The 24,223-nt window shown below is 53.6% G+C and carries 20 protein-coding genes; 13 read left to right on the forward strand and 7 right to left on the reverse strand.

Annotation, left to right across the window (positions count from 1 at the left end):
• Positions 1–595: 595 nt before the first annotated feature.
• The 3 genes from ACR0FE_RS22375 to ACR0FE_RS22385 all read right to left on the reverse strand — a co-directional run bounded on the left by ACR0FE_RS22375 (position 596) and on the right by ACR0FE_RS22385 (position 5,358).
• Complete coding sequence (locus ACR0FE_RS22375; RefSeq protein WP_480915350.1) at positions 596–1,831, reverse strand: adenylate/guanylate cyclase domain-containing protein; 1,236 nt, start codon at positions 1,829–1,831, stop codon at positions 596–598.
• An 812-nt stretch (positions 1,832–2,643) separates the two neighbouring features.
• Positions 2,644–4,557, reverse strand: coding sequence for a DUF3604 domain-containing protein (locus ACR0FE_RS22380; RefSeq protein WP_480915351.1), 1,914 nt, complete (start codon positions 4,555–4,557; stop codon positions 2,644–2,646).
• 222 nt (positions 4,558–4,779) lie between these two features.
• On the reverse strand, positions 4,780–5,358 hold the full coding sequence (locus ACR0FE_RS22385) for a tetratricopeptide repeat protein (protein WP_480915353.1): 579 nt from the start codon (positions 5,356–5,358) through the stop codon (positions 4,780–4,782).
• A gap of 736 nt (positions 5,359–6,094) precedes the next feature.
• Between ACR0FE_RS22385 and ACR0FE_RS22390 the strand changes: the two genes are divergently transcribed.
• The 4 genes from ACR0FE_RS22390 (at position 6,095) to ACR0FE_RS22405 (ending at position 9,539) form a co-directional block, all read left to right on the forward strand.
• On the forward strand, positions 6,095–6,790 hold the full coding sequence (locus tag ACR0FE_RS22390; protein ID WP_480915374.1) for a lysophospholipid acyltransferase family protein: 696 nt from the start codon (positions 6,095–6,097) through the stop codon (positions 6,788–6,790).
• A 94-nt stretch (positions 6,791–6,884) separates the two neighbouring features.
• Positions 6,885–8,402 carry an AMP-binding protein gene (locus tag ACR0FE_RS22395; protein ID WP_480915376.1) on the forward strand — a complete coding sequence of 506 codons (1,518 nt, stop codon included), beginning with the start codon at positions 6,885–6,887 and terminating at the stop codon, positions 8,400–8,402.
• Positions 8,402–8,689, forward strand: coding sequence for an acyl carrier protein (locus tag ACR0FE_RS22400; RefSeq protein WP_170682848.1), 288 nt, complete (start codon positions 8,402–8,404; stop codon positions 8,687–8,689). The genes ACR0FE_RS22395 and ACR0FE_RS22400 overlap by 1 nt, the downstream gene beginning before the upstream one ends.
• Positions 8,682–9,539, forward strand: a complete 858-nt coding sequence (locus tag ACR0FE_RS22405) for a class I SAM-dependent methyltransferase (protein WP_480527128.1) — start codon at positions 8,682–8,684, stop codon at positions 9,537–9,539. Before ACR0FE_RS22400 ends, ACR0FE_RS22405 begins: the two co-directional genes overlap by 8 nt.
• Positions 9,540–9,668: 129 nt before the next feature.
• On the opposite strand, the gene ACR0FE_RS22410 is transcribed toward ACR0FE_RS22405, so the two are convergent.
• On the reverse strand, positions 9,669–10,196 hold the full coding sequence (locus ACR0FE_RS22410) for a hypothetical protein (RefSeq protein WP_480527129.1): 528 nt from the start codon (positions 10,194–10,196) through the stop codon (positions 9,669–9,671).
• Positions 10,197–11,175: 979 nt separating this feature from the next.
• Positions 11,176–11,721: a hypothetical protein gene (locus ACR0FE_RS22415; protein WP_480492255.1), complete on the reverse strand. Its 546-nt coding sequence runs from the start codon at positions 11,719–11,721 to the stop codon at positions 11,176–11,178.
• A 503-nt stretch (positions 11,722–12,224) separates the two neighbouring features.
• Between ACR0FE_RS22415 and ACR0FE_RS22420 the strand changes: the two genes are divergently transcribed.
• Complete coding sequence (locus ACR0FE_RS22420) at positions 12,225–14,069, forward strand: TPR end-of-group domain-containing protein (protein ID WP_480915356.1); 1,845 nt, start codon at positions 12,225–12,227, stop codon at positions 14,067–14,069.
• 342 nt (positions 14,070–14,411) lie between these two features.
• Here ACR0FE_RS22420 and ACR0FE_RS22425 read toward each other — a convergent pair whose 3' ends face one another.
• Positions 14,412–15,704: a nucleotide disphospho-sugar-binding domain-containing protein gene (locus ACR0FE_RS22425; RefSeq protein ID WP_480442337.1), complete on the reverse strand. Its 1,293-nt coding sequence runs from the start codon at positions 15,702–15,704 to the stop codon at positions 14,412–14,414.
• Between the two features lie 4 nt (positions 15,705–15,708).
• Positions 15,709–16,812, reverse strand: coding sequence for an FCD domain-containing protein (locus ACR0FE_RS22430; protein WP_170817362.1), 1,104 nt, complete (start codon positions 16,810–16,812; stop codon positions 15,709–15,711).
• Between ACR0FE_RS22430 and ACR0FE_RS22435 the strand changes: the two genes are divergently transcribed.
• The 8 genes from ACR0FE_RS22435 (at position 16,811) to ACR0FE_RS22470 (ending at position 24,220) form a co-directional block, all read left to right on the forward strand.
• Positions 16,811–17,881 (forward strand): polyamine ABC transporter substrate-binding protein, encoded by a 1,071-nt coding sequence (locus ACR0FE_RS22435; RefSeq protein WP_480915359.1) that lies wholly within the window; start codon positions 16,811–16,813, stop codon positions 17,879–17,881. The genes ACR0FE_RS22430 and ACR0FE_RS22435 overlap by 2 nt on opposite strands.
• Positions 17,882–17,959: 78 nt before the next feature.
• Positions 17,960–18,814 carry an ABC transporter permease gene (locus tag ACR0FE_RS22440; protein ID WP_170808338.1) on the forward strand — a complete coding sequence of 285 codons (855 nt, stop codon included), beginning with the start codon at positions 17,960–17,962 and terminating at the stop codon, positions 18,812–18,814.
• Entirely contained in the window at positions 18,814–19,596 is a 783-nt protein-coding gene (locus ACR0FE_RS22445) for an ABC transporter permease (protein ID WP_170808337.1), read from the forward strand. Before ACR0FE_RS22440 ends, ACR0FE_RS22445 begins: the two co-directional genes overlap by 1 nt.
• Positions 19,597–19,640: 44 nt before the next feature.
• Entirely contained in the window at positions 19,641–20,654 is a 1,014-nt protein-coding gene (locus tag ACR0FE_RS22450; RefSeq protein ID WP_480915362.1) for an ABC transporter ATP-binding protein, read from the forward strand.
• Positions 20,655–20,678: 24 nt separating this feature from the next.
• Positions 20,679–21,965: a glycosyltransferase gene (locus ACR0FE_RS22455; protein ID WP_170617416.1), complete on the forward strand. Its 1,287-nt coding sequence runs from the start codon at positions 20,679–20,681 to the stop codon at positions 21,963–21,965.
• Complete coding sequence (locus tag ACR0FE_RS22460) at positions 21,962–22,327, forward strand: cupin domain-containing protein (protein WP_480915364.1); 366 nt, start codon at positions 21,962–21,964, stop codon at positions 22,325–22,327. Before ACR0FE_RS22455 ends, ACR0FE_RS22460 begins: the two co-directional genes overlap by 4 nt.
• On the forward strand, positions 22,324–22,668 hold the full coding sequence (locus ACR0FE_RS22465) for a cupin domain-containing protein (RefSeq protein WP_480813486.1): 345 nt from the start codon (positions 22,324–22,326) through the stop codon (positions 22,666–22,668). The genes ACR0FE_RS22460 and ACR0FE_RS22465 overlap by 4 nt, the downstream gene beginning before the upstream one ends.
• A gap of 34 nt (positions 22,669–22,702) precedes the next feature.
• Positions 22,703–24,220: an aldehyde dehydrogenase family protein gene (locus ACR0FE_RS22470; RefSeq protein ID WP_170808333.1), complete on the forward strand. Its 1,518-nt coding sequence runs from the start codon at positions 22,703–22,705 to the stop codon at positions 24,218–24,220.
• The last annotated feature ends 3 nt before the right edge of the window (positions 24,221–24,223 follow it).

Genomic DNA, 24,223 nt, shown 5'->3' on the forward strand with positions numbered 1-24,223 from the left:
TCGGCGCGAAATCCTGCGGAAATCAGGTGATCCACCCATGCGGCACAACAGCCGCAGGTTGGCGTCTTGTAGACTTTGATGAGTGGGGCTTCTTGACCGACGGAAGGAGTGGCTAACACTGCTGCTGTACCCGCTAGTAAAAATTCGCGTCGTTTCATTGGTCTCTTCTCCGCTTCCTCATGGGACTACAAAGATATTGTGCCAAGGCCAAACTTTTCAATGTTACCGGACTGAGCATCAAACGGGCAGTTTCGATACAAGATCTGAATCTCAATCCAAGTAACACTGGTCGCCAAACGTTTTGTGAGTTGCGTCGCGTATGGCTCAAGTTCACTCGAGCGTTCGGCAATGGACCTCGCGATCGACGTCGTGGTGAGGTCCATAGCAACCTTCTAAGCCGTGGCCATGCCAATTGCCTTGGTGGTGCCTGCCCGTGCACCCTGACACTGCAATCACTATGACCAAGAATGCCGCTCTGCGCGAGTACTTGATCCAACGGTTCTGTTCCATGTGTCAAACAACTTAGCAGCGATCCAGCCACCTATGCTTTGACGCAGGTCAACTCCCGATTGCGGCAGCTTCCAAACAGCGGCAGTTAGTCTATCGTGAACAGCTCCTGTCTTTCAGCAACTCCGCGCAATCTGTATTGCCCCAGGGAAACAAGACTTGGAATAGAGCCCACCAAGTCGCCCGCCACCTTGTCGGAAACCACAATGTTCTGATCGAGCGCGCTGCACATGCCTAAAATGCGGGAGGTAGTATTGACCGCTGGGCCGACCACTGTGAAATCCAAGCGAGACCTACCGCCAATATTGCCGTAAAGAACATCGCCTGCGTGCAACGAAAGCGTGAAGCCGGTCGTTGGCAAACCATCCGCTTGCCGTCGTTGGTTGAGATCCTCAAAGGTATCCCGCAACTCCGCTGCCGCGTGAATTGCGACGCGGCGAGCGTCTGGAACTTGATTGATATCGAAGATGGCAAGAATTCCATCTCCCATGAATTTCAGAACGTTACCGCCATTGCGTTCGACTACGTCAACAGCTTCCGCGAAGTAGTCGTTTAGCAATTCTATGATTGAATCCCCCGGAAGCGCCTCTGACAATTTGGTAAATCCTTGCAAATCAAAATACCAAATCACCGCTGAAATAGTTTCCGATGAACCTCGGGTGATGTCCCCGGAAAGAACGCGCCTACTGGCGTCTTTTCCCAAGTACGCGGCGGTTATGTCTTCAGCCATCAGCCGGTTTGCCCCGCACTTCAGCGTCAGGCAAAGTGGAGATATCAGTTGACGCAAACCGTCAAGTTGCTGGCTTGTGAAGCCCCCGCTCGCGTCGGTTGCCAACGAAATAATGGCACCTTCTTCGGCCTGCATCGGGTCAACAGGCGTAGCGTTGTCCTGAACAAGGAAGAACCGTTTGACAGCAAAGTAGTCAGTTGCACCGCGCTCGCGAAGTTCGTCGAAGATCGGAAAGTTGAGCTCTGGTTCTTCGACTGTAAGGTCTTGTCTGATCTCTTCAATGTTGTTTGCCAAAAGATAGTAAATCGGGCTTAGAACGTATTCCTCAGGCGCATCCGATCTTCGGACAAAGTCCTGTCGTTCATTTCCGCCATCTCTGTGCCAGCGGAAAGCAACTGTCCCAATCTCCGGATGATGAGCGCGCACTGTGATGTTTGCTCTTTGAAGTGGAATTCCTGCCGAAACAAGACGGTTGCAGAATGCTTCTAGCCAGAGCTCCACAGGAGCATTCTCCAAGCCCTGTTGAACCAGCCAGTCGGCTATGTCCTTTACGGCCGCGGTCAGTTCCCAGTTTTGGACTAATGGAGCTGCCATGATGACCTCTCAACGAATTGACTGTTCCGTTAGTTCTCAGTCTATTTAACTTCAAGGACACTTCAATTTCAATTTCCAGCGCTGCTGTCATTATTCATCGCCCGCTTTTTGTCTTTTTTTGAATTTAGAGGCAATCCCGACGTTTAAGCACTTCACGATAAGTTGGTGGATGGCCCACTCACAAGCCCCCCTGCCGAACTGGACTGCAAATGTCCAGGACGGTTGACTAAGTCCCTTCAATTGCGGTTTCGACGTGGCCACAGAACTTATCAATATCGCGCTCTAGCATATCGCTTTCTCGGGTCTCATCTCTGACCGCCGATAGTTCATCTACAACAACCCGCAAGTCTCCTTTGGGAACTTCTTCAGCAATGCGCTTCAAAGCTCGAATTAGGGCGGCCGTTACGAGGCCATTGCCCCTGACTGCGCGTCTCAATGCTGGCATCGAGTCCTGAAACAACGACTCTGCTGTGATGGATGGATAAACCACCCGCACGGCGCCGTCGTCATCCCGATATACACCCGTGTCTTCGCCATAGCGCTGCTAGAGCCTGGGCCCAATTGATCCTGCTACCAAGGTGTAGACTAACAGAATAATGGAAGCAGACTTTGCAAAGTACAGCGTGCGGCCACTGCCGGCGTTACCAGCGAGAAGACACGGTGGCACCAGAACAGGTCTTTGATTTGTCCTGCAACTGAACCAGACGACGTCCTCACGCTTTGGAGACTTTCGAGCCATTGGAGCTGGTTGCCAACTTGTTCCATGGGAATCGAAAATGATCAAGACCTGCTTTGTCGCAATACTAGTTTTACTATTCGGCGCTGAACCAAATCGGCGATGTGTAAGCACGGTCTTGGACTTCTGCGGGAACCGCCTCGGGCAGCGGTATATCGTAGAAAGCTGCGTCTATGGTCGTCCATCGCGGCTTTGGAATTTCGATCACTCTCACATAGTAAAACGCGTTGTTGTTCGGGTCAAAATCTGGGTCTTGCCAATGACCGGCGAGCTCCACGGAACCGATTGAGTTGCTGTATGTCGCGCTTTCAATGTCTACCGTCGAGCCTACTGGTTCGTGTGCACGGCCATCCTCTCCAATCTCTCGGCCATCGGAGACGGCCACGTCGAAGATCCGCTCATGGGTTTCGCCATTCTCGTCAACCCAGCCTTTGATAATTTGGACTCGGTCGAGGTTCGCGCCGTCTGGGTCGCGCAGCGCACGGATCAGGAAGCTGGGAGAAACCCCATCAGGCGCGTTCCTAAGGTCTCCGCCCATCGGCACGCCGTTCTTATAACCGTTGGAAACAAAATCCGCGGCGTACAGATCATCGGCATCAAAATCCCAGCCGCCAAAGACCCGGACTCGCATTCTCGGCCCGGTCGTCGCGTAGGCTTCCTTGCGCTTGATAGCACTATGGACTTCCTCGCGGGTATTTTCACGGGTCCAAACAGCGGTGAGGCCCGCAGCCGACTCCTGTGCCGTAATGATACGCAATGCCGGGTCTTCGGCCGGGATTACATCAAAGTTGTGACGGTTCGCTGAAGGCTCTGTGTGTTGGTACTTACCAAAGTAGTTGTCCTCCCGCGTGGTTGGGAGCGCGGTGTGCGTGTCCGTCGTGCCGTAGAAGCCGAACTTGAATGGGTTAACGCCTGTCTTCCGCTGAACTTCGAGCCCGACCTTCAACGCAGAGCGCCCATACTCGTAGCGCAACATTTCAGGGGTCTTTGCAATGGTGCCCGAGATGTTCGCAACGTCCCAGGTTTCGAAATCCGCAAACTCATCATCAGGTGACAGGAATGGGTGCGTTTCCTCATCCCCCTTAATCTGGGTTACCTCATGCATCGGCTCCCAACGAATGCGTTTAGCCGCGTATTCCGCATCCATAGGTGTGCCGTCGAATTTCGTAGGCGCGAACATTATTCCATTGGATATATTTCCGTTATGCGGAACAGATACTGCGCTTCCGCCCGTCTCTTCTTCGTACGCAGCCAGATAGTCCCACAATGGCTCAGGGTCTTCGCTTTCAAAATAGGTGAATGGGCGGGTTCGAGCGGTCTTATCGGCACCGTCTCCGAAGATCACCACTCGGTGGAGGTTGTTACCTCTCGGAGTTGATGTCCACTCGTACCCAGCCAACGATGTGAAGACGCCGGGTTCGTAGTATTCGTCGACCGTTTCCACGATTTGTTGCCAAAGGTCACCGTCCAAATCCAATCCAGCGGTCGGGTCTCGCCCTTCGATTGATGCGATTTCGATGATATCAGCGAACGCCTCCATCCGACCTTCTTGCCCGGAATTGAACCTTTCGTAAGTCAAACGACCCCACTCGTCAGCCAAAAGCCGAGGGTCAGCTGCTCGAACGGCGGTCGCAAGTCCCAACATTTCCGCGTGTTCGGTTATCGCGAGGAAATCGAGGGGCCTAATGAGTTGTACTGGTTGCCCGGTGTTTGAGGTTATCCTGTCACCGCGGGCCACACGGAAGGCGTCGTGGATGTTCAAAGAAGTCCCAACAAGCCCTGCGTCGAATGAAATTTCAGTGTGGAAGTGAAGATCACCAAATAGAACTTCATCAGGATAAGATCGGTCAACAAAAGGAGAGTAGGTCTGTGCGGGGACCACCGTATTAGGAGGTACTTCGCCTTCAAAGCCAACTGCTTGCGTTCCAAATGAAAGCGCTAAGGCGGTTGCAGCATGCAACATAATCGTGGGTTCAAAGTGAGTTCTCATGACTGCCCCCAAGACAAAAAATAAATCATACGTGTACGAGAAAGCGTGCATAAAATCAAATATTCAAGTGAGTTGGGTCCACCGTCCCCCATCCGCGCTCATGGACCTGTCTAAGACTCGATCTTATGAGTCTGCTTTGGGCTGCGAACCGCCGAAAAAACAAAGCGCAGAGAAACGCGTAGTTGAGGCCGCGGCGGTTGGACAATAGAGTAATATCCGGCTTCAGCCGGTCATACCTGCCGCCTGTAGCCTATTGGCAAGACGCTCAAAATGATCCGGTCGCCGCCACATAGACCGAAACCCGCTGGCCAAGCAATCTACTGTGTCATCCTCTACCACAATACCTCGACTTGTGAACTCATCGTGACGTTCGGTGACGAATTCTCGCAATGCGTCGGAGGCGTCTCGCTCTCGTCCGAGCTGCGCGTAAGACGCAGCAACAAATGCAGTGGCCAATGAGTTCAGCCGCGCTGCTCCCATTAGAAAACTAAGCACTGCTTCATAGTTGCCGTTGAAAAATTCGACCTGACCCATAATCCATTCGATGGCAGACGGATGCAGCGGATCCAGTCCCATAGCTTCCGAAACCACTGCTCGCACCTTTTCGCGCTGGCCGAGCAGTAGGAAAGCATAGCCGCACCAAGCAATAGACTCCGCCTCGCTTTCTATCATGGAAAGTGTCTTGTTGAATTGCGACTCGGCCTCATCCCACAGTCCGGCACAGAGATAAGCAAACCCAAGCTGGTTCTGAATATAGACGTCGCGGTTGTCGAGTGCCACGCCCTTTCGGGCGATTTTCAATGTGTGGATTGCGCCGTTGCGGTCGAAAATATGGATTTTACCGAAGCGGAACTCTTCAGGATTAATGAGGTCAGTGCGGAAGAGGACATTAATCTATGGGCGCTATCCTCGGAAACTGCGTAGGATTACTGACAACTGTTTTTTGGTGCGATTAGGTTTTTCTGCGTAATCGCTTGGCGTTTCTGCTTTGGGCTAGAAGCGGCCTTGCGGCGAGTCAGCAGCTCGACTTGCAACCTAGTCCCAAAAGCAGTCATTACACTAATTGAGCTGGTCCGGTGTTTTCAAAGGCTTGGCCGAATGCTCTGACAATCGGCTTGAGAAAGCTGTCGTTCGCAAGTTTCGTGCTGACCGACCGCTTCTAGCCTAAATTGCATCAAAATTCAGCAGAATCCGAAGGTCTAGGGCAGTGGATGACGCGGAGCCGACGGCCACGCCGTTCGCGAAGCAGTCGCTCACGCCGAAAGCCGCGAATTACTAAATCGAGCCCAAACCGGAAGCACCTCTGCTCTGGCAACAGCACGCGCAGTAACATGAATGACCGAAGTTTTTAGTTCAGCCGCAGAGAGCTAAATTGCCAATTAGCCAAAAGATCCTTCTTTGTGCTGACTGAATATCGACCCGCGGGCCCTGCCTGCTGAAGAGACTTGTTCATCGCAGCACAAGAATCTTCCAGCTCTTTATTGCTTTCATTAACCCGGTTGCCGAAGATAGCCACAACGGTTGCCGGTGAAAAGTGATGGGAAAAAAAAGAAAAATTGCAGACATCCCGTGGCTCAACCGCAGCGTCGAAGCAATGGTAGCGGCATGGATTTGGCTGGCATTTTCGACATCAAGGTGGGAGAGGATCGGATTTGAAGACCTCGAAGACTCATTGCGGAGCGGCGAGCCCGCAATCATCGTGCTTTGGCACCAACGACTGATGATGTCGCCGTACTTGTTTGACCCTTCGCTTGGACCAATTTGTTCGCTTACATCCTCTTCAAGAGCTGGTCAGCTTGCTGGAAATGTTGTCAAACGATTTGGGTTGGGTACGATCAGCATGTCTTCGCACCAACGCCATGTCGCGCTGACGCGGGCGGTTTTGCGAGGCATTCGCGAGGGAGTATCTCTTGGAGTGGCAGCAGATGGCCCTAGAGGCCCAGCCAGGATTGCTTCGCTTGCCCCAGTAACCTGGGCACGCGCTTCTGCGAAACGCGTTTTTTTGGTTAGTTACTCGGCGCGACGGGTCCACGTCCTGCCGACTTGGGACAAGATGTGGTTTCCCGCGTTGTGGACTCGCGGCGTGTTGTTTTGCCGGGAATGGCACGAAGCCGTTTCGAGCTTTCCAGACGACATCGAAACCGAAAGGCTTCGACTTAGTTTGCAAAAAGCGCTGAATGCGGTGACAGATGAGTCCGACCGCGCTGTAGGTCGTTTGCCCGAAGGGCGATAGAAGTAGTCCGGCAGGAATCACCATTTTCAGTTGATAGCTGACTCAGACTCGATCATCTTTTAGAAAATGGCATAAAGAGATTTTCCATATGAAAATGTATTGGCCCGAACATTTTGTGTTTGTTGGAAAATCGTCTCCAGATGGTGTGGCGGTTCCGAGGGCACGCATCGCCCGTCGCGCCGCGCTGATCGCGGAGCTTTTGAAGTCGAACGGTGTATCGCCGGGTGATCGCGTCGCCATGTGGTTGCACCGAGGCGAAGACCAGATCGCGGCAATGTTCGGATGCTGGTCCGCAGGCGCGGCTTTTTGTGTGCTGCCTTCCTTTGCGGGTCGGACTGCGACTGAACGGTCGCGGCACCGTGTGGATGATGTCTGGTCCGTTCTGCAGCCAAGACTGTTGCTCAAGGAGACGGGCACAGACTTGCCCGAGGCCTTGGATGCTACAGTTGACACGCTGGAGTTGCCGCAAGACAACGCCCAATCGGATTTATCCTTAGATCCAAATAGTTTTCTGGCAGATCGAAGCCCGGACGACATTGCTTTCGTCCAATTCACCTCGGGCAGCACAGGCGGGGCCAAGGGGGCCATAGTTCGCTTTGGGCAACTTAAGGCCAACCTGGACGCAATAGCGCAGAGATCAAAGTTGTCAGAGGCAGATCGGATGGTGTCCTGGGCACCTCTTTATCACGATATGGGCCTCATGGCAGTTCTGCTTCCATTGAGCCGCAAAGCGAACCTAGTACTCATGGAAACTGAGTATTTTGTACGTCGCCCGGCCGCGTGGCTGGAAACGATTTCAAACTATGGTGGTACTATTACAACGGCTCCGCCCACAGCGCTGAAACTATTGACGCGCCGGACAGCCAAAAATGTGGACCTGACTGCTCTTCGATATGCATGGATCGGCGGCGAGATGGTGTTTCCGGCAGTGGTTGACGCTTTCGAGGAGGCATATTCCGCTGCAGGATTAAGCAAAGGGGTGGTGCAGCCGACCTATGGGATGGCGGAAACTGTCGTAGGCATTTCCTGTGGTGCTTCTGGTGAAACGTGGTCTGTCAGTAACGGGTACATCTCCTGCGGGCCAGTGCTGCCGGACATGGAGTGCCGGATCGTAACCGAAGACGGAACCAAGATTGGCGCCGGTGATGAGGGGCATATCCAGGTCCGTGGACCATCAGTTTTGAAAGGCTACCTCGGGCTTGAAGCATTCGCATCGGACGCGTGGTTTGATACGGGCGACTTGGGTTTCATGGATGGCGGTCGATTGTATGTTACCGGTCGAACGAAGGACGTGTTGAAGCGGGGCGCGGAAGCATTCCCTGCAACTGTGGTTGAAGCGGTCGCGGAAAATGCGCTGAACCTCGGCGTCGGACGCGCCGTGGCCTTTGCGTGCATACGTTCCGGCGCAGACCGGGAAGAGATTGTTCTCCTAGTAGAGTGTCGCAACTGGGATGATGATCAAGCCCGTAGGGTGGGCGCTGCAGTGGCTGGCGAACTGGGTTTACAGGTCGATGTAATCAGAAATGCGATAGGAGGGCGTTTACCGCGCACCTCCAGTGGAAAACTCATGCGCCAGAAGGCGGCGCAACTATTTAGGGAAGGACGGGTTTGATGGACCAGAAAAACCGGAATGACTGGACAGTTGATCGGCTGATCTCAATTCTGCGCGATCTCGCCAGCGAGAAGGTCCTGCCGAACCATCTTGTAAACGGCCACATTTCGGGTTCGGATACCGTATCTACTCTGGGGATTGATTCCATTGGCGCCGTCGAACTCATCGACCATCTTGAGGCCGAATCTCAGGTCCTGTTACCTGATGATTTCCTCGACTTTGAAGACAGAATCGAAGACATTGCTGATCGCCTGAACTCGCTGAAGCCGGGGGCAGCCAATGACTGAATCAAACTCCGGGGCGTCGCAGGAAGCTATTGAGTTTCACTACGATATGCCCGCCGATTTTTTTTCGCTTTGGCTCGGCAGATCTATGACTTACACGGCAGCGCGCTTCACGCGACCGGGCATGACACTGGACGAAGCGCAGGACGAAAAAATCAACTATCACCTCAGTGCCGCGAATGTTGCGTCGGGGCACCGCATGCTGGACATCGGTTGTGGCTGGGGCACTCTGCTGAGCGCTGGGGTCAAACGACTGGGAGCCGCCTCGGCACACGGCCTTACACTGAGCCCCCTTCAGCATCGTTACATCGGGTCTTTAGGCCTGCCCAACGTAACCGCGGCTCTGCAAAGCTACGAACATCATGAACCTGAAGAGCCCTACGAGTCCATTGTCAGCGTCGGCGCTTTTGAGCACTTCGTGAAACCCAGTATGTCACGGGAAGAAAGGCTGCGAATTTACTCGGAACTGTTCCGGCGTTGTGCCGAGTGGATGACGCGAGATGGCCGGTTTTCCCTACAGACCATGACGTGGGGTGACGCTGGTCCGGCAGAGCGTGATATGAATAGGATACATGAGATTTTCCCCGAAAGTGACCTGCCAGAAATCGCGGACGTGATCGAAGCGTCCCATCCGCATCTGGAACTGGTTTCAATGGAAAACCGCCCGGAAGACTACCAATACACTCTGGCCGAATGGGCAAAGGGGCTGATAGCCAACAGTGACGCTGCGATCAGGATCGTTGGTGAAGAGCGGTTCAAGTTTTATCTGAACAGTTGCAAGGGTGGGTCCCTGCTATATCGACGCAGACGTTTCTATCTTTGCCGTTTCGTGTTCAGGCGCAGGGGCAGATAAATTATCCGGCCGCGAGCCGGGTTTCGATGCGTTTGACAGCATTGAACGTCGGCTTTCCTCAGTCTTTGAGACCGCTTTGCCAAAACAAAGCCGCCCACAACGTGAGCGGCCTTGAGAAATTGAGACAAATCAGTTGGTGAGAGAAGCATTGCATTCACGCGCCGCTTCAATCGCTTTCTTCGTACCGGCAAGGCTCACTTCGAAGGCAAAATTGCTCTCCGGCATTACGATCATGGCTTCGCGCTCCATCACATCTGCCACGAAGTCGGGGTTGTTGGCCAACAAATAGCCACCCTTATACCCATCTGCCAGATTGGGTGGCGCAGCTGTTGTATCGCCGTAGTACAACTTGTTGTCCATGAGCAGTTCAACCTTGTCATCTTCGAACTCAATGTCCGCCTTGGTGAAGACCCCTATGTAGCCGAACTCCTTGTCTGGGGTCAGACCCATTTGCACAACGTTTGTATTCTCATCGACCCGTTCAATCAGGCAGGTATTCCGGCTCTTGTCTACAAAGATGTTCCAGCCGGATTCTTCGCCGTAGTTTACAAACTCTGCATTGTCTTTCGGCAGAATGTTCTTGTCCTTGGCGTGCCCTAACGTTGCCCCGAATGCGAGAACAGCCGAAACAAAAACAATCTTAGTTGTAGTTTTCATAGATACGCTCCCAAAAAAAATATCGCAAAATGAGGATGCGAAGATAGGCGGTAAACGCCGTTCTTGCAAACAAGCCTCAAAACCGAAGGGAAAGGGCTTCGTTTTTTCCTGAATTGCGGAACGATTTCGGTAGCCAAGCGTTTGATCATCTAACGCCGACCGGACCGGAATTCACCGACCCGATCGGCCACTAGCGACGGAAAACTCGTTACCCCCTCAATCCCCAAAAAACCCGCATTGTTCGGAGGGAAACCAATTGAACAACGCGGGAAGCAGTTTGGGGTAACCATTTTACGGTGCGGATGGCGGGTTGGATCAAAGTTCCCCGCGCCACCCTAACCTGAGATGATAGGCAACGCGGGGATTTAGTCTGCCCATGTGCCTTGCCAAACTATCTCGAATGTGCGTTGAGCCGCAGGTAGCAAAAAAGGTGCCTTGCCTACTAATTTTAGACTCTGCTGACTAACCTCGTGACCAACCAATCGCACGGCACGGCCACGTTTTCTAACGCGGGCCAGTAGGGTAGAGTATGGAAGCAAGCACCAAGAGAGTGAGAAACAAATTTAGCGCGCGCAAAAATACTTGATTTGGTGCATTTTGGATTCAAGTATTGGGGTGCGTAGCAAATCTTAATTACCTCTGTTGCTGCCGCATCCACCAGACGTGTCTGGTCGCCTCCCGGTGATGTAAGTGAGTGACGTCGCTGGGAGGCCATCTATTTCTTCTCAACGCACTGGTCCAATCATAACAATCTCCGAACTCGTATCAAATTGTGAAATAAGCCAAGGAAAGTCCGAATGAAAGGGCATCGGCGTTTTTGACATCGTGTTCAAGTTAGCAAGGGGACTGGGTGCTACGAAATTACAAAAGCATAGCGGTCGCTGACGTGGCTTGGGATGCGGGAAGCGATGGAACGAGCTTTTTATCGGTGGTGAAAGAGGATACAATAGTTCACCTAGTGAGGTTTCGCTGCGGACGCCTATTCTTCGACAATTCCCACGGCGAGACCTTCCGTGAAGCTCAGAGCTACTTTGTCTCCCGGGCTAAGCTGCTCGACAAACTCGCGACCAACGTCTGTTTCAACCTCGATCATTTGTTCTGTACCACTGCTGTCCGTCACAGTGGCGATTGAGCTCGCGTTGTCGAAGGACACAAAAGTCAGAATCAAGGTGACCATTGTTCCGGCAGCCATGCCCGGTGTTGATCCCTCTGCAGCCTGGCCTTCCAATTCAACCAAACTGTCAACCTCGCCAGGGAAAGCAATGCTTGCAGCCATCCCCAGTGTGTACATCGCTTTGACTGTGTCACCCTCTTCAATTTGATCGAAGTTTTTGACTTCCGGTCCTGCAAGAATGGTCTCTTCTTCACCTGTCTCTGAGTTTTGCAGCACGATGAGCCGAGTGTCCGGATCAACTGACTTAACTGTCGCGTCGGCTTCGATGGTAACGCTGCGCTCAGCTGTTTGAGCAAAACTGAGTGCGGGCAAAATAAAGAAAAATGCAGACGTTAGAATTTTCGTTAGCATGTCTTCTCCTTATGAGATTCATGGTGGAAGTCTGTACACTAGCATGCAGTTCTTCAGGATGGCGAAACGTTGCCACACCACTTCGAATTTAAAAAGATGTTTGTCAGCCAGCTACACCAAAGACCGATGTTCTCGAACTTCAGATTTCCGCCAGACAGAGCATAGGAGATCTAGAGCGATTACGCGGACAATGCTTCAATGTAAGCTTTGTCCCGCATAGTGGTCGTTCATACCAAGTACAGAGAATTACCCCTCTGAGCCCAAGGCCGACAATCGAAACGGCAGGAATTACTCGCGTGCGGTTGTAGTGTACCCCATCTCTATGTCTGTGGAGAGGTTTCAAACCAGCGATGACGAGCAAGGTTAGCCTGTATTGGACAAGCCACGGTCGATGGAACTGCCGTGTTTGAAACGCAATGTAGGATTAAACTGAACCAAATTTTGAGTGCCGTTCATCATCATATCGGTGATATGCTCGAGACAATCGGAGTTGACAAGTGCCAATGGAAAGACGCCTAGCCGCCATTCTTGCCGCAGACGTAGTCGGCTACAGCCGTTTGATGGGCGCAAACGAGGTTGCCACTTTGGCAGAGATGCAAGAAATTCTCGCCAACGTTTTCGATGAAGCAATCAACCAAGCTGGCGGACGCATCGTTAAGCTTATGGGGGATGGAGTTCTTGCGGAGTTTGCAAGCGTTGTTAGCGCTTTAGAATCCGCGCTTGTCATTCAAGAGGCAATTGCCAAACGAAACGTCGGCGTTCCCGAAGATCGACAGATCCACTTTCGTATCGGCATTAACATGGGCGACGTGCTCTTTGAGGGCGGCGATATATTCGGCGAAGGTGTCAATATCGCGGCCCGCATTGAGGCGCTGGCTCAACCAGGTGGCATCGCTGTTTCGGGAGTGGTTCGCGATCAGGTGGGCAATAAGCTTGGCATCACTTTCGATGACGCAGGCGAACAACTGCTAAAAAACATCGATGGCGCCGTTCCAGTTTTTCACGTTCGATCTCAAACCGGCGATATGCAGCCTGCAATAGCAAACGCCTCCAGTCATCCCAGAATCGCGGTTCTTCCTTTTGAGAACATGAGTGGTGACCCTGAGCAGGAGTATTTTGCTGATGGCATCGCTGAAGACTTGATCACTGATCTTTCAAAGCTTTCAGGTCTCTTTGTGGTTGGGCGAAACTCAGCTTTTGCTTACAAAGGCCGTCCAACGAAACTGCAGGATGTCGCCCGAGACTTAGGCGTACGCAACATTCTTGAAGGCAGTGTTCGAAAATCGGGCAACCGCCTACGCATCACAGCTCAATTGATCGACGGTGTAACGGGCGGGCATCTCTGGGCAGAACGCTATGACCGGGACCTATCTAACATCTTCGCACTTCAGGACGAAATAACCAATAAAATCATTGATCAGTTGCAGGTTAGGCTTTTTGACTCTGATATCGCCGAAAAGGCGCACACGGAAAGTGTGGACGCCTATACTCTTTACCTTAAGGGGCGACGCTACTTTCACATGCGTGCCAGAAACTATCTTGAAAAGGCGCGTACGCTTTTCCTTGAAGCAGTGCAGCAAGATCCTGACTACGCCCGCGCTTACTTGGGGTTGGCTGAGTGCGAAGCAAGGCTTAACGATTGGCATGGCACAGATTTTCCGTCAGAAGACATTGTCAGCATGGCTCAACGTGCCATCAATCTCGATCCTAACTTGGCAGAAGCGCATGCCTCCCTTGGACTGGCATTGCAGATTGTCGGGAAGAATGAAGCCGCGGTTGTAGCTTATCGCAGGGCGCTATCGCTTGATCCGCTTTGTTATGATGCGCATCATAACTTTGCTCGTTATCACCGGGGGCAACTGGATCATAAGCAAAGCGCCTATCATTTTACACGCGCTCTTGAAATCAAGCCGGACGATTATCGGTCGCCACTCCTACTTGTTGCCGACCTCGTCGAACTCGGACGTCTGGATGAACGTGACCTTTACCTTGAGATGGGCCTTAAGCGGGCTATACAGGCGGTAGAAAGCAATCCTGATAACCCTGATCCGCTCGAATTGTCGGCGTCCGTTTTGGCCAGCTTGGGAAGGTATGATGAGGCACGCGCGTGGTTGAGTCGAGCTCTTGCCATGGAAACCCACAGCTATTCGACCGACGGTTATAACGTGGCCTGCGTTTATGCATTAATCGGTGAAACTGAAAAAGCCTTGGAGTGTCTTGAGAAGGTATATCCGAGCCTTGGCCCCGTTCAACGGGATTGGATGCGAAATGATCCAGACTTCCAGTCTCTTCGCAATCATCCCCGGTTCCAGTTCTTGTTAAACGCCGCACCAAAAACGGACGCTTAGGGGCACGTGACTGAAAAGGAAAAAGACCGGCGCAAACGCGCCGGCCAGTCCAATAGGGAGAATGCAGAGTTGACCTCTGCATTGTGCAGTCACCACATAGATTTGGCGTTAGTTGGACCTCTTTGTGGACTATTGTGCGGTTGTGGCTTCTTTACCGACACAGCAAGCTACTGAACTTCAGACGATGGTTGCTCCGTCCGCAACTCGGTCATTGATGCGCTGCGCAACGAACAACCGCTCCGAGTCCAAACCGATACTTTAGGTTCAGTGATTTAGAGGCCGTTGCGATGTACCCTTCCATCCGTCTTGACGAAGCGGATGACCAACGGGACTAAACTAGATTCAGTTATGTTCCACACAATCCAAGATTTTCTGAGCAGCTAACTGAACCGACTTTCTGAACTGCATGATCTCTGAGTTCTCGGTCAGTCGGGCCTTCATCTCTGTGTTCCCCAGTAGTTGGTTAATCGCATTCTCCAACTGATCCGGTGTCCAATCCCATCGGTTTAGCCTGAGACCGACACAGGTATCAACTGCCCGCTGGGCGTTGTCATGTCCGTCCCAGCAATAGGGGAGGATCAGCGACGGAACCCCGAAATACAGTGCTTCGCAAAAGCTGTTGTTGCCGCCGTGGTGAATAAATAGATCGCATTGTTCAACCACGGAAGGCTGCGGGAACCATTCCTGCAGGTGAACATTGTCTGGCGCTCTGGAATAGGCATCGATCTGGGCGCCGACATTGATCAGAAAACGCATGTCCATTGTCTTGAATACGTCGAACAGGCTTTCAAAGAATGAGACATCCATGGCACCGAGGCTGCCAAAACTCACGTACACCAGAGGCCCTTCGTTACGGGGCATCTGAGGTACACGATAGGGACCTTCCTGGCGCACGCAGCCTTCGAGAAAGGTGAATTGTCTCGGGTCCGGCGCCTGCTCACGATCATGGCGAATGATAGACGGCGCCAAAAGAAGGTTTTGATGTGGTGATGTTTCCAGGAACTCACCTTCAGGCAATAGCTTAAGCCCTCGATCCTGGCGAAATTTGTTGTAGCGAGCATGAAGTGGGCCAAGGGTCTCCAGGTACTGGCCGCGGAATGTCGCGCACCCGGCAACGTCAGATGCCGGCAGGCCGGACAGGTACGGCGGTAGGCACTTGTCTGGCAACTCGGTTTCCGCGCAAGAAATGACCCTGACCCATGGGCACTTGGAGCGTACGATGGCAGGGAACATGATCACATTGTCGAGGACGACGACATCCGGGTTGATACGCTCTAGCGCCGATTCCAACCCCTGTTCGACCGCTTCCGCTGTCTCGACGATTGCGTTCCAAACCGGCTCTACATAGGTGGCCAGTTGGTCAGTTGGGTGCATGTTAAAATGCGGCAGATGATGGCTTAGGAATTCCTGCCAGTAGGTCTGGGTTTCTTCTTCTGTCAACTCTGACTGAACAGGGACAGCGAATTCGTCAAAACCGTAGTCTGCGAATACGCCACCAAAGCCGCCGTGGGTCAGGAAAACGGGGTGTGCACCCATAGCGCGAAGTTCCTGAGCGATCCCCACACAATTCAGTGCAGCCCCAAAACTAGCTTCGGGGAAAAACGCGATTACGGGTGCTTCCTTGCGGTTCATCATTCACTCACCGGATTGACCCGCGGGTTGCTTGGACTAGCGCCGGAGCACCACGATTAGCTACGCTGGGCCTTTGGTGCATTGAAAGCCGCAAATGCACCCTCATCTGATCCGCCGCAAGATCGAAATGACCCTGTTCGATGAAATCAAGTATACGCACGTGTTCATCGAGCGCCTGCCGCATCCGAAAGTCGATCATACCGAATGATCCGCCTGGCAGGTGGCGCAACCCATGATGGGCCATGAGAGCAGAAGCTAGATACTGGTTTCCGGACGATCGAGCGATGAGCTTGTGAAAGGCAAGATCCGCGTCTTGGAAATCCTGGCTATTGAAAGAGTTTTCCGACTGCGCCAGAAGCGCTTCGGTCTGGCTGCGGACCAGATCGGCGCGCTTGGTGTCCAACTTGAAACCGTCGGACAGAATGGCCTGCGGTTCCAGTATCAGACGAAATTCGTAGCTCTCTATTCGTCCGGAGCGGTCTCCCGGCATGCGCGTGAAAACCCAGGACTGACCTTCGGCTTTCTGAATCACACCTTGGGCCAGGAGGGCTTCGAGCCCACGCTGTGCAGCGCTGCGGGAAACCGAATATCTGCGGATCAGGTCTGTGACATTTATGGCACCGTCCAGGCGTCGGGCACCGCGATCTCGTAGGATGGCACCAGCGAGATCCACACCTGCTCCGATCGCATGTTGGTTGAGTATCGAATGCCCCTTTTCGGGTTCGCATTCTAGGACAAACCCGCCTTCTGCCGCTTTGCGTGCCATCCCCTCCTTTTCCAGCAGTCTCAATGCGGATCTAACCGGAGTGCGAGAGACGCTGCACGAATCAGCAAGGGTTTTTTCCACCAGTCTGTCGCCCTGATGCAAATCGAGATCCATCGCAACATCTAGTATTTTTTGAGCAAGTTTCAAGTGTTTGCTTGGTGGCATAAGAAGACGGCTTTCGTCATACCTAATTAATATACAATAAAAACGGTATCTTAAATGGCTTGGCCGGGCCATACAAAAGTGATTCAAAAAATTGTTGAGTTTTATTTCATCAAAAAATACCGTGATTGCATCAAATATCTCGCCCCAGAAGCGAGCGCGGATGTCAAGGGAGGAAGACATGACCAACAAGTTCACCAATTCGTTCCGTTTGCCATTTGCTTGGCTCACCGCCGGGGCGGCCTGCGCACTCAGCGTTTTTGCCGGAGCGGCCCAAGCAGAAAAAATCGTGATCTCGAACTGGGACGGCTACATGCCGCCGGACCTGCTGGAGAATTTCACAAAGGAAACCGGTATCGAGGCCGAGCTCTCGGTGCATGGCACCAACGAAGAAATCATGGGCAAGGTCGTAGCCGGTGGAGGCAAGGGCTACGACGTTCTTTTCGTCTCGTCGCCTTTTGCCGAGGCGTTAAACAACCTGGGGCTGGTGGCCGCAATCGACCACGACAAGGTTCCGAATGCCTCCAACCTGTATGACGATGCTAAAGAACTAGCCCATGATCCGGGCAACAACTATTCAATGCCATACGCTTGGGGCACGACGGGCTTATGCTACCGGTCAGACCTGATGGCAGAGCCAACTTCGTGGAACGATCTGCTCAAACCCTCTGACGACCTTAAAGGCAAAGTGACAATGCTCTCGACGGATCGCTGGCTGATGGGGGCCGCTGCGCTAGCTCTCGGAAAGTCGCTGAACGATACGTCGGATGAGACGTTGGCGGCTGCAAAGGACCTGCTGGTTGCGGCGAAGCAGGATCTACTGGCCTACGACGACGCAACTTTTTATCTGAAGTTGGTATCGGGCGAGGCAACGATGGTTCACGCCTGGGATGGCTGGTGTAACTACGGCATCGGTGAAAACGCGGACATCAAGTACACGATACCATCAGAAGGATCGGATCTGTGGGTAGATGCGCTAGTCATCACGGATGCATCTGAAAACAAAGACGCGGCGCATGCCTTTGTGAACTATGTCTTGGGCGCGGACGTCGGTGTCTGGGTTGCCAGCAATATCCTTTACAAAACGCCAAACAAGGCTGCGATGGAGGCGCTGGACCCGTCCTTGATCGAAACCTTCCCGAACATGGGGATGTCGCCTGCAGACCTTACCAAGTACGAGCAGTTGCGCGATCTCGGCAATGGCCAGAAACCCTTTGCACGGACCGTGACCGAAATCATGGCCGCACAGTAAGTGATCAAATCCTGAGCAAAACCCGACCCGAACAAAGGGTCGGGCCGATACGACATCACTCCACAGATTGCCAAGTATATGACCAATCGACTTAAATCGGTGATCTTGCTGGGGCCGGGCCTTGGCTGGCTTGCGCTTCTTATGGTGGTGCCGTGTGGTCTTATTTTTACCTATGCGTTCTTTGAACGCGGTATCTATGGCGGCATCGACCACGTCTTTACGATTGAAAATTTTGTGCGAGCCGCCGATCCTCTTTACCTCGGGATCTTCTTACGCTCGGCCAAGATTGCATTTCTGGCCACCATAATCGCGATCCTTATCGCCTATCCGGCGGCCTATGCCATCACGCTGGCGCCGCGCCGTTGGCAGACCGGTTTGCTGATTTTGGTGATCCTGCCGTTCTGGTCCAACTACTTAATCCGCACTTACGCCTGGATCGTGATGCTGAACCGCGAGGGCTTAATCAATAATACTCTCCAGGGGGCAGGCTTGATCGATGAACCGCTGTCTCTGCTTTATAACAATTTCGCAGTGATCGTGGGGCTTGTGTACAACTACACCCCCTTTGTGGTTTTGGCGATCTATTCATCGCTGAACCGCATAAATGTCGAAACCATAGAAGCCTCGGAAGATCTTGGAGCGCCCGCTTGGGCCACTTTCTACCGGGTGATACTGCCACAGACCGTTCCCGGCATCGCGGCAGGTGGTGTCTTTGTTTTTGTGCTGTCGATCGGCAATTTCATAACGCCCGATTTGCTTGGTGGCGGGCGACTTCAGATGGTTGGAAACCTGATCTATGACCAGTTCCTGAGCGCCCGCGACTGGCCGTTCGGAGCAACGCTGTCGATGTTCCTGATTGCGATTATGATGGGGCTTTTGTTCGCACAGGCGGTATTGGCCAATCGCGCAGCGGGACAGAGAGGGCAGGACTGATGCGGGGCCGATCTAACATGGGCCTAAAGCTGCACCTGGTTTTGTTTTACACCTTTCTCTATGTGCCGATCCTTGTGCTCATGGCGCTAAGCTTTAACCGGGCCGGACTTCCAACTGTATGGACCGGGTTTTCGTTGGAATGGTACGGCAAGTTGTTTACCGCGGATCCAATACTGTCGGCAGCGCGCAACACGCTAATCGTGGCCTCAATCTCGACCGTTCTGGCGACAATAATCGGCACGCTTTTGGCGGTCGGTGTCGAGACACGGCGTAATTCTTCAGTTCTAGACGCGGTTCTGTTCGCACCGATGATCATCCCCGACATAGTTCTGGCCATCGCGCTCTTGTCCTTTTTCACCCTACTCAACATGACGCTGGGGCTTCATTCGATCATCCTCAGCCATGTCGTATTTAACATAGCCTTTGTTGTCGCCGTGGTGCGAACGCGGATGCGCAATTTCGACCATTCGATACTTGAGGCCAGTGCCGACCTTGGGGCCAGCGAATTCACCACCTTTCGCCGCATTCTGTTGCCCGCCATCGCGCCGGGGGTTATCGCCGGGGCGCTGTTGTCTTTTACCCTTTCTGTGGACGAATTCATTATTGCCTTCTTCACCGCAGGTGCTGGGCAATCCTCGACCACGTTGCCGATGCAGATTTACGCAATGATCCGATTTGGCGTTACGCCGGAAATCAACGCGATGGCTACCATCGTCATGTTCGTTTCGTTCACGCTGGTCTTCTTCGCGCAGCGTGCCGATAAAGAGGTTTTCAGCCGATGAGCCAAGGGATTCAACTCAGGAATATAACCAAGCGATACGGTTTGGTGACTGCGATCGACAACGTTTCACTGAATATTCGCGATAACGAGTTCTTTGCACTTCTGGGCCCATCGGGTTGCGGCAAGACCACATTGTTGCGGACGCTGGCGGGGTTCGAAACACCACAGGAAGGACAGGTAATAGTTGCCGGGCAGGACGTGACAAACATACGCCCCAGCAGGCGGCCCCTGAACCTGATGTTCCAGTCATATGCCTTGTTTCCGCACATGAGCGTCGAAAAAAACATCGCCTATGGGTTAGAGATGGAGAGATTGCCCAAGGAAGAAATCGCCATGCGGGTGGCCGAGGTTCTGGAAAGCGCGAAGCTTTCAGGCTTTGCTGGACGCAAGCCGGATCAGCTTTCCGGTGGGCAGCGACAGCGGGTCGCTTTGGCGCGCGCGCTGGTCAAAAGGCCAAAGGTCCTGCTGTTAGATGAGCCCCTTTCGGCTCTGGACAAGAAGCTGCGAGAAGAGATGCAGTTGGAACTCAAACGGTTGCAGCACGAGGTGGGAATTACATTTCTGATTGTGACTCATGACCAGGAAGAAGCTCTAGTCATGGCCGACCGGATCGCGGTCTTGCATGATGGCAAGCTGGCGCAGGTCGGTACTCCTCACGAGCTCTACGAACACCCCGGATCGCGCTTTGTTGCAGATTTTATCGGCGTGATGAACTTTCTGGATGGTAACGCCGTCGACGGCGGTGTCGATGTCGACGGGGCGGGGGTGCTGAGGGGCGTTTCCGAGCTGCGCGGTGCCGCCACGATTGCTGTGCGCCCGGAACGGGTCAGCCTGATGCAGACCGCCCCTCAAGATGGGCGCAACTGCCTTCCCGGCACTGTCGAAGAAGTCGCCTATCACGGGTCAGACCTGGGTGTGCATGTGCGCGTTCGCGGCGGGAGGAGCACCCTTTCCGCCCGCGTTCCCGCCAGCCAAGCCGACCGTGAAAATATTCAGCCGGGTCAAGATGTCCACTGCGTATGGGATGCAAAACATTCCCGCATCCTTCCCAACTGCTAAGCCAAATCTAACCGGAGAACTACAATGTCACAGAAAACCATCGCCTTCTTCCCCGAAGCTGCCTTTGGCCCTGCGCTGAATTCGGTTGGTATCGCGCAGGCCTGCGAAAAATTGGGCCACAAGGCAGTATTTCTAAGCGATCCCGGCTTTGTCGAGGTATACGAAGGTTATGGGTTCGAGGCACATCCAGTAGCCCTGTCCGAGCCGATGGAACCAGAGGCGATGGCGAAGTTCTGGGAAGATTTCATCAACGGTCACATCCCAAATTTTCGCAAAAGCCCGATTGACCAGATCGATAACTACGTCAAGGATTGCTGGGAGGCGATCGTCGACAGCGCAAAATGGGCGCAAAAAGATCTGCCCGAGGTACTGGCAAAAATCAAACCAGATATGATCTGCGTGGATAATGTCATTATGTTCCCAGCCATTAAGCAGTTCGGCGTACCGTGGGTGCGGATCATCTCATGTTCCGAAAACGAAATCCCTGACCCGATTGTGCCGCCGCATTTATCAGGCTGCCGGGTGGATGACCGCGAGGGCATGGCGGCCTATGAGGCTAAATTCCACGAGGTGATCAAGCCGATCCACGACGACTACAATGCGTTCCTGGCCAGATGCAACGAAGAGGCCTATCCGATTGGAGAGTTTTTCGAAGCGTCTCCCACAATGAACCTTCTGCTTTATCCCGAGCCTGCAAAGTACGAACGACAGAACCCGCTGGACCCAAACCGGTTCCAGTATCTTGAAGGTTGCGTACGCGAAGAAGAACCGTTTGAGGTGCCAACGTTTAAGTCCAAAAATGACAAACCACTTCTCTATGTATCTTTCGGGTCGCTTGGCGCAGGCGATACCGACCTGCTAAAGAGGATCATTTCGACCATTTCCAGGTTGCCTTACCGGGCGCTCGTAAATGTCGGGGATTACATGGATGAATACACAGACATTCCCGACAACGTGCACATACAGAGCTGGTATCCTCAGCCTTCGGTAATTCCGCAGGTTGACGCGGTGATACATCATGGCGGTAACAACTCGTTCACCGAGTGCCTATATTTCGGCAAAGCAGCAATCATTATGCCCTATGTCTGGGACGGCCACGATAACGCCACCCGTGTTCAGGAAACCGGCCACGGGTTCGGGTTTCACCGATACGATTGGACCGATGATGAATTGGCTATTGCCCTCGAAAAATGTATCAACGATCCAAGAATGCAGGCGAAGATGGCGGCAACCTCTGTTCACATGCAGTCACGGCATGGCCCGACCAAGGCAGCCGGCATTCTCGACGACATCCTGAAAGCCGCTGAATGAGCAGTGCCCCGCATCTTTCCGAAATCTCGACCCGCACCGACCTCACGGACTGGGGGCCACAGCCGGATATGATCGAAGGCCAGTCTCATTCATCGGGTATGCTGGTTCACAAGGGTCCTGACAACCGGCCGGAGATCGGCGCATGGGTCTGTACTCCAGGCCGCTGGCGCCTAACAATCCCGCGTGACGAGTTCTGCTATTTTGTGCAGGGCCGCGCGGTCTATCGGTCGGATGCAGGCGAAAGCATCGAAGTTACGCCCGGAACGGCCGTACTATTCCCCGCCGGTTGGGTAGGGGAATGCACGGTCGAGGAAACATTGCGCAACACCTACTACCTAACGGATCGCGAACCTGAAACATGACCACGGCACGTATGCAAAACCCGCTCCAGCAGACTGATCTTGTCGATTGGGGGGTAATCCCGACGATGATTGAAGGGCAATCCCGCACCTCGGGAAAGCTGATCCACAAGGGGCCTGACGGTCAGTCCGAATGCGGCCTTTGGGTCTGCACTCCCGGTAAGTGGGAATGTCACGTCACCAAGGACGAGTTCTGCCACTTTCTGGAAGGCCGCTGTACCTATGTCCATGAAAGCGGAGAGGTAATTGAGATTACGCCCGATACGGCGGCCTTTTTTCCGCAGGACTGGAAAGGCGTTTGCACTGTCCACGAGACGGTCAAGAAAGTGTACATGATCCGCTAACGGCGCAATGCCTGTCAGACAAGGGGGCTGCCCAATGCGTGACCCGTTCAAATCTACCTACTACCTCAACCCCAAGCATGTGCCATTGGAGGGTGGTGGGACCACTCTGGTCAACCCGTCTACCTTGCAGCCCGTCGGGGTTTTTGGTGAGCCGTCGCCGCAGATCGTGAACCAGGTCCTGGACCGGGTCAATGCGGCGCAAAGGAGGTGGTCTGCGATGGACTGCAAATCTCGCGCGCGGTTATTGCACCAGATCGCCAACGACATCGAAAGCGGCGACATGACTGAGATCGCCCGCTTGATGACATTGGAAACGGGCAAACCTTACCCTGAATCGATTGGCGAGATTGCGAACATCCCGCCGGTTTTCCGCTATTATGCCGAGATGGCGCGCAATGACGCGGGCAAGATCGCCGGCACTATGCAAACTGGATCATTTCAGTATCAGACATACGAGCCCTACGGCGTGTCCGTGCATGTGGTTCCGTACAATTTTCCCCTCATTCTTGGCTGCTGGTCGATGGCCGCATCACTTGCGGCAGGTAACGGTGTAGTGTTGAAAGCCTCACCCGCAGGAACTTTGTGCACGATGGCGTTCATGGAGTTTTTTCGGGCGTTACCCCAAGACCTGATTGCTTGCCTGCCGGGTGGTGCAGACGTGGGCAAACAGCTGATTGCCAGCCCCAAAACCCATGTGGTCGCTTTTACAGGGTCCGTGCCGACAGGTCGTGCAGTCGCAGTGGCCGCAGCAGAGAACCTAAAACCCGCAGTGATCGAGGCTGGGGGAAGCGATCCACTGATCGTCAGTAAACACGCCGACATCGCGGTCGCTGCTGCCGGGGCGGTTACCGCTGCGTTTTTGCAGTCGGGCCAGGTTTGCACATCGTCTGAACGGATTTTTGTAGTGGATGACGTGTACGACGATTTTGTCGATGAATTCGTGACCCGAACCCGGAAACTGCGCATCGGCGACGGAATGGGGGTGGCGGAAATCGGACCTTTGGCCTCCAAGGAGGCACGCGACAAGGTCGAGCGGCTGGTGCGTGATGCAACTGAGAAAGGCGCGGTGGTTGAGGTAGGAGGCGGTACCCCGGATCACGCCGGGCCGGGTTGGTTTTTCGAACCAACGATCCTGACCGGCGTTACGACGGACATGGCGCTAGCTCAGGAAGAGGTCTTTGGGCCAGTCGCCTCGGTCATTCGGGTGAGCGACTTTGACCAAGCGCTTGAACTGGCAAACGCGTCACAATTCGGTCTTGGCGGATGCCTGTTTACCGGCGACTTGGATGAGGCATTTCAAGGGGTGAATAAGCTACAGGTGGGGATGGTCTGGGTCAACAACCCGCTCGTGGACAACGATGCCTTGCCTTTTGGCGGCGTCAAGAATTCTGGGCTTGGGCGCACGCTGGGCCTTCAAGGCCTCGAGGCTTTCAGACGGCCCAAGATGGTCGTGATTGATCCGAAGGCGAAGGAGGCGGACTGGTGGTATCCATATCCCGACGACTGGTTCTATTCAGATGACGTACAGGGCGGGAGAAAGCACAGCGGCTAGGAT

The organism is Ruegeria sp. K7, assembly GCF_056531785.1.